Raw genomic sequence first — 8,981 nt, 5'->3', positions numbered from 1 at the left:
GGGAGTGGCTTTTTTGTGGTTTAAAAAAGAAATAATAAAGCCGGCAGGCTTACGATTTTATTGTACAGATTTAGATTACAGAGAACTAAATAGCGAGAAGGGCGAGGAGTAGTGGAGTGCAAGGAAGTGAGCCGCTGTGACTCGAAGCGTATGATATACGCGAGACTCGCAAGTGGAGAAGCTGACGCAGTTAATCCGCTGTTCTTCGTCCTTCGCAGCACCGAACACGGAAGGTAAGCTGGCGCGTTGCGGGTTACCAAAGGTGTCTTTGATCATAGAAGGCGTTCAGGTGCTCATACGACCTTGATAAGTGATCAAAGACAGCAAAGTCATATTATTCATTGACGGTGATCAAATAGACACGAAGTACGCTCGTAACGACACTCATGCCGCTCGTAGAGATAAGCGAGCGGCTTTTGTTGTCTAATGCCACTGGCTAAATCATAAGATAAGCCATAAAAGGAATGGAAAATTCACTTTTAGTTAATTGAGATGGATTCATTAGGGTATATTGGTAATAAGATACGGAGCAGGCTGAGGGGGAATTTGATGGTCATTACGATAGTTAAGCGATTTTTTAATGAACGCTTTTTTGATCAGGCTGCACAGAATGCCTATTATTTATTGCTATCCGTGCTGCCTTTTTTGTTGGTGGTGCTGTCGCTTGTTCAGTTTCTGCCTGTACAGGAGGCAAGTATCTTGGCGTTACTGCGTCCATTTGTTCCAGAAGAGTCGTTTCAGCTGATTGAGCAAAGTGTGCAATCGGTTATATATAAAAGTCATGGTAATGTACTGGTAATTAGTGTGCTGGCTGCTTTGTGGACTTCGTCGGTGGCAGTTCAGTCGTTTGCTCGTTCATTAGATATGGCGAATGAAAAGAGGGTGAAGCAAGCTTTCTGGCTGACGTTTATTCGGAATATTGGAGTGACTGTGTTGTTTATGCTAGTTGTGCCTATGTCGCTGTTTTTACCGCTGATCGAAAAGCTGCTGCATCGTGTGATTGCGTATTATGATGTACTTGACGCCTGGCAAGGCTGGCTGTATATTTGGCCAAATATTAAATGGGGGCTTGGAACGTTGTTTCTGCTGATATTCTTCCTGTTGTTTTATCAGCTTGTGCCGACTGGTAAAATGAAATGGAAGGAAGTTTTGCCGGGTGCTTTGTTTTCAGCATTTGGTTGGCAGCTCGTGTCTCTGCTTTTCGGTGATTATGTGGCGCAGGTTGATTACTCCAGACTGTACGGGCAGTTGGCAGGAATCATTATGCTTGTGTTATGGTTTTATTTGACGGCGGTGATTATTATTCTTTCTGGGTTGCTGAATGCAGAGTGGAAGAGGAGGAGACGGTCGACATGAAAATTTTAGTGGTGGATGATGATATACATATTTTAGAGTTGGTGAGTATTCATTTGCGGCAGGCGGGGTATACCGTGGTGAAAGCGGTGAATGGCGAGCAGGCATTGGAGGCTGTCGAGCAGGAGTGGCCGGATTTGGCGGTGGTGGATGTCATGATGCCGGGAATGGACGGCTATACGCTGACGAGGAAGCTTCGGGAGGATACGGAGATACCGGTGCTGCTGCTGACGGCAAAAGGTGAGTTGGAGGATAAGGAGAAGGGGTTCTTGGCTGGATCTGACGATTATCTAGTCAAACCGTTCGAGCCGAAAGAGCTGCTGTTCCGTATTCATGCAATTTTGCGTCGTTATGATAAAGCGGTGGACCGGATGATTCAGGCGGGGCCGCTGGTGATTAATCGGCAAAGTTATGAAGTGGTACTTGGCAAGAAGTCGCTTTTGCTGCCACTGAAGGAGTTTGAGCTGCTGTCTGTGCTTGCTTCGAGGCTTAACCAAGTGTTCACGCGCGATGTCTTAGTAGAGCGTGTGTGGGGATTTGATTATGAGGGAGATGAGCAGACGTTGAGTGTTCATATTAAACGGCTGCGGGACAAGCTGGGGAAGCTGACGGGTCAGGTGAAGATCGTGACGGTGAGGGGTGTCGGATATAAGCTGGAGGTTTCGGAATGAAGTCGCTGTACGGCAAGTTCGTCATTTTAACTCTTGGTATTATGCTGACGAGTGGGCTGCTCGCATTTTTGGCAGTCAATACATACTATCACCGCTATCTGAAGGACGAGAATGATGAGAAAAACGTTCGAATAGCTGAAGAGATTGCGTCTTTCATTGAGTCGGAAGAAGGTTTGGATCTGACAGGTTATTTTAATATGCTTGCAGGTGTGGGTTATAAGCTATTGGTTATCCAGCCTGACGGGACGACCGGTTCTTATGGAGAAGAATTCCGTCTCGATAATTTGGAACCTAAAGCCGTTCGTCTGGTGCAGGACGGGAACGTTTATCACGGCATGCGGGATTTGAAGGCGGAGAGCTTTGTAACAGGTTATTTTTCGAATGAATCCGCAAATACAGTTGGTGTACCGTTTACTTATCAAGGCAGCACGTATGCATTGTTCCTGCGTCCTGATATCAAGATGCTGTTTACGGAAATCCACTACTTACTAGGCGGCATGGTTATTGTCATGGCAATTATCAGTCTGCTGGCGATGCTGGTCGTGGCGCGCAAGCTGATCCAGCCGATTGTGGTGCTGACGCGTGCGACGAAGAAAGTAGGAGAGGAACAATTCAGCGGCGAACTGTCTATTGATCGTAAAGATGAGATCGGTCAACTGGCGAAAGATTTTCAGCAGATGATTAACCGGCTCAGTGAGAACGATCAGATTCGGAAGGCGTTCATCAGTGATGTGTCGCATGATTTTCAGTCTCCTTTATTGAATATCAAGGGCTATGCGGATTTACTGTCAAATGAAGAGCTGCCTGCCGATGAAAGAAAGCACTATGCAGGGATTATCCAATCGGAGACGGAGCGTTTGTCCATGCTGACAAAGCAATTGTTGTTGCTGACTTCGCTTGATCAGCTTGTTTCACCTCTGCAGAAGAAGGTATTCCGTATAGATGAGCAGGTTCGGGAGACTGTACGCAAATCACAGTGGCTGTTGCAGGAGAGAGAAATGTCGCTGATGCTGGAAATTGATGAAGTGACATTTGAAGGAGATCCTGCTTTTTTAGAAAAGGTGTGGGAGAATTTGCTGTCCAATGCTCTGAAGTATACACAAGACGGTGGAACGATCGATGTCAGGCTGTGGGAGCAGGATAATGAGGTATGTTTCTCCATTGAAGATACGGGTGTCGGGATGTCGGAGGAAACGAAGTCGAGAATTTTTGACCGTTTTTACCGTGCAGATCATTCTCGAACACGTGAAGTAGAAGGAACAGGACTTGGGCTTTCAATCGTCGAGCAAGTTGTGCGTCTGCATGATGGACAAATAGAAGTGACAAGTGAATTAGGAGAGGGAACAACTTTCATTGTGCGTTTGCCTAAATTATAATCTGCAGTTCATCTTCCGTTCATCTAAATCTGATACTATGAAGATAGTAGAAAGATGACTGGAGGAATAAAGATGTTACAAGATAAGTGGAGTTTACGTTTAATTCGCATTGCGGCGATTTTTGGTTTGATCGGTACGGTGCTTGGTTCTCATATGGCGGGCGCAGGTTCATATGCATTCCGTCCCATTCACGCGCATATTTTGCTGGTGGGTTGGCTGTCGATGTTCGCTTGGGGTGTGTTCTATAAAATTTACCGTGTTCGTGCGAAGAAGCTTCTGATAATCCAAGGATGGTCAGGAATTATTGGAGCCATCGGACTGACAACAGGTATGTGGCTTCAATTCATGCAGCCTTTCAATATCAATGAAACATTTGCGTTAATTTTTTATATCGTTGGCGGTACGGTGCTGCTGATTAGCTTTGCATTGTTCGTCCTTGTGACGTTTACAACAGAGAAAGTGACAGCTGTCCGTAAATAAGTTGGTAATCCAAGCATGCGGTCATTCCGTGTACTTGGATTTTTTTGTTTTCGCGGAAATACCTGTCGAAGCGCCAAGAAAGATTTTGCCGGCTGTGCAGTGTATTCAACAAAATATTCAGCTTTGGTATGGCATAGTGGAAGGACTTACTACATAAAGGGGAAATGAAAATGACAGGGAGCAATCGTTTTGCGCTGATAATGATTTGTTTCAGTTTAGTTATTGCGACGAGTATGCTGATTAAAAAACCTGCCAGTTCGGAGCAGGCAGAGCCAAAGCTCATAACAAAGGATTATGCACAAATGAACGCAGCGGTGGAAGAGGTGCTGAAGGACATGCCTGAGATCGAGGAGGAACTGGAGTTTATTCGTTCAGGAGTAAATGCGGATGAAACGGACACGCTGTTTACTGTGAAGAAGGCGGAATTCAGGATACGGGTAGAGAATAATTTTACGAGGCAAGAGCATTCACCCGAGTTTATGCGGTCGATGGCGGAGAGGGATAACGAGCGTTATTGGAATGCACTTCATATTGCAGAAGAGAATTATGGGATACAGGTGGAAGAGGAAGAAGTGACGGAATTTATTAAGGAGCATGTGGCGGCTGTTCGCAATGAAGAGAAAAAGAAATATGCAGAAGTGCTTGATTTGACACTGGAGGAACTGGATTATCAGTTTGACCGGGATTTTTACGTGATGGACGTGCTGTGGGAGAAACTGCTGCCGGTTGTGGCGGAGAAATATCCGAAGAAGGAGGGGGAGAGTGAGAAGGCGTATGGAGAGCGTGTGAAGGAAGAGTTTTTGGGTGAGGTTTGATAACTGATTCTTAATTCGTATATAGAATATGAATAAGATCAAAGTGTTGGGGACTGCTATTTTATAATAGACAGTCTTTTTTGTCTTTCTACATAAGTTCTATTCATTTTGCGACGTTACATGCTATATTTAAGGATACAATCTGTAATCATCTTAACTAGTATATCGCAACAAAGAAGTTGGCAAAGAGAATGAAAGGATGGTGACTATTATGGACATTACTCATTTCATCACGTTATTTGTATCAATTGTCACCGTACTTAATATTCTACTGTTAGCAGGCGTCTTGTTTTTCGAAAGAAGAGATGTCGGAAACACATGGGCATGGATCATGGTGCTGGTATTCCTGCCGATCGTAGGATTCTTTATCTACCTGTTCCTTGGCCGTAATCTGAAACAGAAAAACTTTTATAAACTGACGGCTGAGGAAAGAGAAGCGATTGAAACGGAAGCAGATAAGCAGCTTGAAGCGTTGGACCATGAACAGCTGCAGCATTCTCCTTTGCTGGAGAAGCATAAAGAACTGATCCGAATGAATCTGACGTCTTCTCATGCTTTACTGTCAGACGATAATGAAATCGAAATTTTTACTGACGGACATCTAAAGTTTGACGCGTTACTCCATGATATAAATTCTGCAAAACATGAAGTGAATATTCAATACTATATTATTCAGCCGGATGTGTTGGGTAAGAGGATTCGTGATGCGTTAATTGAGCGGGCAAAAGCCGGTGTTAAAGTTCGGCTGCTGTACGATGAAGTTGGTTCCAAAAAGACATCGCCGAAATTCTTTGAGGATTTACGTGCGGCTGGCGGAAAAGTGGAAGTGTTTTTCCCATCTTTATTCCGCCTAGTGAATTTCAGAGTGAATAACCGGAACCACCGGAAGCTTGTCATCATTGACGGATGCGTCGGCTATATCGGTGGATTCAACGTCGGAGATGAGTACCTCGGGCTGAATGAAAAGTTCGGTTACTGGCGGGATACGCATTTTCGAATCACAGGTAAAGCTGTCAACACTATTCAGGGGAAATTCATTCTCGACTGGCATCAGGCCTGTAAAAATAAGCCGGGCGTTTGGGGAGATTATTCATTTCAGCAGGAGAAGCAAAACGGCACGAGTCCTGTTCAGATCGTATCAAGCGGACCGGATTCTGTGACAGAGCATTTGAAGAATATGTATATTAAAATGATTTTGTCTGCCAAGGAAAGTGTTTTTATCCAGACACCGTATTTTATTCCGGATACGAGTTTCATGGATGCCTGTAAAATCGCTTTGCTATCAGGAGTGGATGTGCGCATCATGATTCCGAGCAAGCCGGATCATCCCTTCGTTTATTGGGCGACTTGGGCATATGCAGGGGATTTAATTGATTATGGAGCTAAAATTTTGCTTTATGAAAATGGCTTTCTGCACGCGAAGACCATCGTAGTGGACGGAGAAATCGCATCAGTCGGTACGATGAATATTGATTCGCGCAGCTTCCGATTGAATTTTGAAGTGAATGCAATTGTTTATGATGAAAAGGTGGCAAAAGAGCTGCAGGAACTGTTCTTGAAAGACATTGAACTGAGTTCGGAACTGACACCGCGGCGCTATAGTGAAAGATCACTGTGGATTCGATTCAAACAGGGCGTCTCGCGGCTGCTGTCACCTGTATTATAAAAAAGGATCGCTGTCATTAAGCAGCGGTCCTTTTCCAATTACACAAATACTAACTCCAGTTTTCCTTCTTTAAATTCCAATGAAGCATCGAACTTCTTGCCGTCAGCCGATGTAAATCCTTTGATGACATTCGTTTTCCCTTTCGTACATAGCAGTTTCACTTGCGGCACAGTCAGCTTCTTCTTCAAAAATAAGCCGGGAAACGTCTGCTTACAGCCGTTTTTGTAGTTACTGCAGCCGTAAAATGATTTGCGGGCGACAATCATACCGTTTTTACATCTCGGGCATGGCGCCACTTCCGTCGCGGTATAAGAACTTCTGTTGGAAGAAGGAGAAGGCGGCAGAACGATATCAATTGTCTGTTTTTCCAGTTGAACAGGCACGTCTTCCAGCAGCTTTTCAATAAATTTTGAGACGCTGCCTAAAAAGTGCTGGCCCGTACCATCACCGTTGCCGATCTTCTTCAAGTACGTCTCCCATTTCGCTGTCATGGAAGGGCTCGCGAGCAGACTGCCTTCGATCGCCTGACATAAGACGCGTCCTTTATCGGTAATCGATACGATATTTTTCGTCACGGAAATATAGCCGTGCCTTTTAATCGTTTCGATGATCCCACTTCGCGTCGCTTCTGTGCCAAGCCCCTCAATCTCTTTCAGGATATCAGTTTCGCTCTGATCTTCCACGAGCTTTCCACATGTTTTCATCATCGCAATCAGTTGGCCTTCTGTATACGGTTTTGGCGGCTGGGTAGCGCCTTCTTTAATGCCGATCTCACTTTGCACCGTTTCATGTTGCTCAAGTGGCGGCAGAGCTGGTTCTTCTGTGTCTTTTGTTTTCTTCGGCGCAGAAAAAAGTTCTTTCCAACCCTTATCGCGTTCCGTTTTCCCTGTTGTAAAGAAGGGAAGTCCGTTGACGTCTGTCGTTACTTTCGTTTCGGTATATAAATAATCACGGTGGAACATCGCAAGCGCTGTCCGCACGACTTCTTCGTATAAATTCCGTTCAAGCGGAGCTAGTTTAGCAATAGCGGCCGCCGTCGGTAGTTTTTTCGTCGGAATGATGGCATAGTGTTCCTGCACTTTGGAACTGTCGACATAGCGCTTCTTCGGTGTGCGTGAAGCAATTTCGAAAGTTTGTCCAATTACTTCCTGGTACTTTTCTACAGACGCAGCCAGGTAGTTGAACTCGCTCGGCGTGATATGCCGCGTATCAGTCCGCGGATACGACACAAGCTTCTTCTCGTAAAGTGTCTGCATCGTTTTCAGCACGGTGGCGGGACTGGCTTTCCATCTTCGGTTTGCTGTTGCCTGCAGGGTAGAAAGAGAGTGCAGCTGCGGCGGCGGCATCCGTTTATCGGTATTCGTCAGCTCTGAGATCGTTCCCGGTGAGCGCTTCGTAATATTACGGCTGTTCAGTGCCTCCGCAATCAGTTCGCGCTTCGGTTCTTTCAGCTTTGCTTTCCCTTTATAGGTTCCATTGGCTGCAGTAAAAAGCGCTTCTGCCTCAAAGAATGGTTCCGACACAAATGTCTCGATTTCACGCTGCCGCTGATAGATCAAATACACTGTTGGCGATTGTACACGTCCGATTGGGAACACTTGTTGAATCCCCTTGGCTTTTAATAAAAGCGTATACAGACGCGATGCATTCATCCCGACCAGCCAGTCGCTGATCTGACGCGCCTTGGCCTCCTCATACAGCTGCAGGTCTTTTTCATTGTCCCGCAAATTCTCAAATCCCTTACGCACTTCATCTGCTTCGAGCGAATTAATCCAGAGCCGCTTAATCGTCTGATTGCGCGCACCCGTCATATAGTAGATCGAATAAAAAATGTTCGAGCCTTCGCGGTCCACGTCGCATGCATTGATGACCATATTCGTTCCGCGAATCAATTGTTTCACGACCTGAAATTGTTTGTATTTTCCCTGGGCCACCTGAAATTCATAACGCTCGGGTAATATAGGCAAACTACCAAGTGACCAGCGTTTCCAGGATGGATTATAGGTATGCGGTTCTTTTAATTCCACGAGGTGCCCGACACCCCACGTCAAAAAAGCCCCTTCTGGAAACGTCTGGCATGGACTGATTTCCATATAGCCGTCGTGTTTGCGGGAAGTGAATGCGTCTGCATAGGCTTTGGCCTGACTTGGTTTTTCTGCAAGGATTACGGGTTTCATGTGACCACCTCGAATTTATTTATAGTACGCTCGTTCTGTTAGGTTCATTATCTCATATATTGGGGGAGGTTGCTGTAAAAAGTAATCTAATGAAAACTTAGGGTTGCTTGTGTTGATTTATCTTTCATAAAGCCATCCCTTTAAGTATAGTGGAAAGAAATCATATTTTATTTAATAAAATCAAGAAGTATATAAGTTTAGCTTAAAAAACTGGATTCTAAAAGCTATCTAGTACCGTTGCTTTCCGTTTCAGGCGGACGCGTTCTGGAGGGCCCGCGGTGAGCCAACTTGGTCGCTTCGCTCCCCTAAGTTGTCGTCACCTGTCGGGCTGATCCTCCCAGAGCATTCCTGTTTGGTTAGTGGAGCCCTATTGAAATAGAAAAGTCCCCTTGGTATGATTCGGGGGTGTCAAGGCATCGACTACTTGACCCCTAATAATAACC

General features: G+C 45.3%; 7 protein-coding genes. 6 read left to right on the top strand and 1 reads right to left on the bottom strand.

The window, feature by feature from the left end:
* Window positions 1-549: 549 nt before the first annotated feature.
* From Q1J64_RS08390 to cls, 6 genes are all read left to right on the top strand, one after another.
* Window positions 550-1,356 (top strand): YihY/virulence factor BrkB family protein, encoded by an 807-nt coding sequence (locus Q1J64_RS08390; RefSeq protein ID WP_301108615.1) that lies wholly within the window; start codon window positions 550-552, stop codon window positions 1,354-1,356.
* Complete coding sequence (locus Q1J64_RS08385) at window positions 1,353-2,024, top strand: response regulator transcription factor (protein ID WP_301108614.1); 672 nt, start codon at window positions 1,353-1,355, stop codon at window positions 2,022-2,024. Before Q1J64_RS08390 ends, Q1J64_RS08385 begins: the two co-directional genes overlap by 4 nt.
* A complete protein-coding gene (locus Q1J64_RS08380; RefSeq protein ID WP_301108613.1) occupies window positions 2,021-3,400 on the top strand; it encodes a sensor histidine kinase in 1,380 nt (459 codons plus the stop codon). Before Q1J64_RS08385 ends, Q1J64_RS08380 begins: the two co-directional genes overlap by 4 nt.
* A 72-nt stretch (window positions 3,401-3,472) precedes the next feature.
* A complete protein-coding gene (locus tag Q1J64_RS08375; RefSeq protein WP_301108612.1) occupies window positions 3,473-3,880 on the top strand; it encodes a hypothetical protein in 408 nt (135 codons plus the stop codon).
* A 170-nt stretch (window positions 3,881-4,050) separates the two neighbouring features.
* The gene (locus tag Q1J64_RS08370) at window positions 4,051-4,695 is read left to right on the top strand and encodes a hypothetical protein (protein WP_301108611.1); all 645 of its coding nucleotides are present in this window, start codon (window positions 4,051-4,053) and stop codon (window positions 4,693-4,695) included.
* A 211-nt stretch (window positions 4,696-4,906) separates the two neighbouring features.
* Complete coding sequence (gene cls, locus Q1J64_RS08365) at window positions 4,907-6,361, top strand: cardiolipin synthase (protein ID WP_301108610.1); 1,455 nt, start codon at window positions 4,907-4,909, stop codon at window positions 6,359-6,361.
* Window positions 6,362-6,399: 38 nt separating this feature from the next.
* Here the strand turns inward: cls and Q1J64_RS08360 are convergent, their stop codons facing one another.
* Complete coding sequence (locus Q1J64_RS08360) at window positions 6,400-8,538, bottom strand: type IA DNA topoisomerase (protein ID WP_301108609.1); 2,139 nt, start codon at window positions 8,536-8,538, stop codon at window positions 6,400-6,402.
* Window positions 8,539-8,981: the final 443 nt, after the last annotated feature.

The organism is Sporosarcina sp. (genome assembly GCF_029257255.1).
In the GTDB taxonomy this organism is placed as follows: domain Bacteria; phylum Bacillota; class Bacilli; order Bacillales_A; family Planococcaceae; genus Sporosarcina.
This window is presented reverse-complemented; position numbering and strand designations above follow the sequence as displayed.

What these genes read in the sequence shown, in the direction of transcription:
- Q1J64_RS08360 (WP_301108609.1), bottom strand. Translation starts at nt 8,538, where the DNA reads ATGAAACCCGTAATCCTTGCAGAAAAACCAAGTCAGGCCAAAGCCTAT.
- cls (WP_301108610.1), top strand. Translation starts at nt 4,907, where the DNA reads ATGGACATTACTCATTTCATCACGTTATTTGTATCAATTGTCACCGTA.
- Q1J64_RS08370 (WP_301108611.1), top strand. Translation starts at nt 4,051, where the DNA reads ATGACAGGGAGCAATCGTTTTGCGCTGATAATGATTTGTTTCAGTTTA.
- Q1J64_RS08375 (WP_301108612.1), top strand. Translation starts at nt 3,473, where the DNA reads ATGTTACAAGATAAGTGGAGTTTACGTTTAATTCGCATTGCGGCGATT.
- Q1J64_RS08390 (WP_301108615.1), top strand. Translation starts at nt 550, where the DNA reads ATGGTCATTACGATAGTTAAGCGATTTTTTAATGAACGCTTTTTTGAT.
- Q1J64_RS08380 (WP_301108613.1), top strand. Translation starts at nt 2,021, where the DNA reads ATGAAGTCGCTGTACGGCAAGTTCGTCATTTTAACTCTTGGTATTATG.
- Q1J64_RS08385 (WP_301108614.1), top strand. Translation starts at nt 1,353, where the DNA reads ATGAAAATTTTAGTGGTGGATGATGATATACATATTTTAGAGTTGGTG.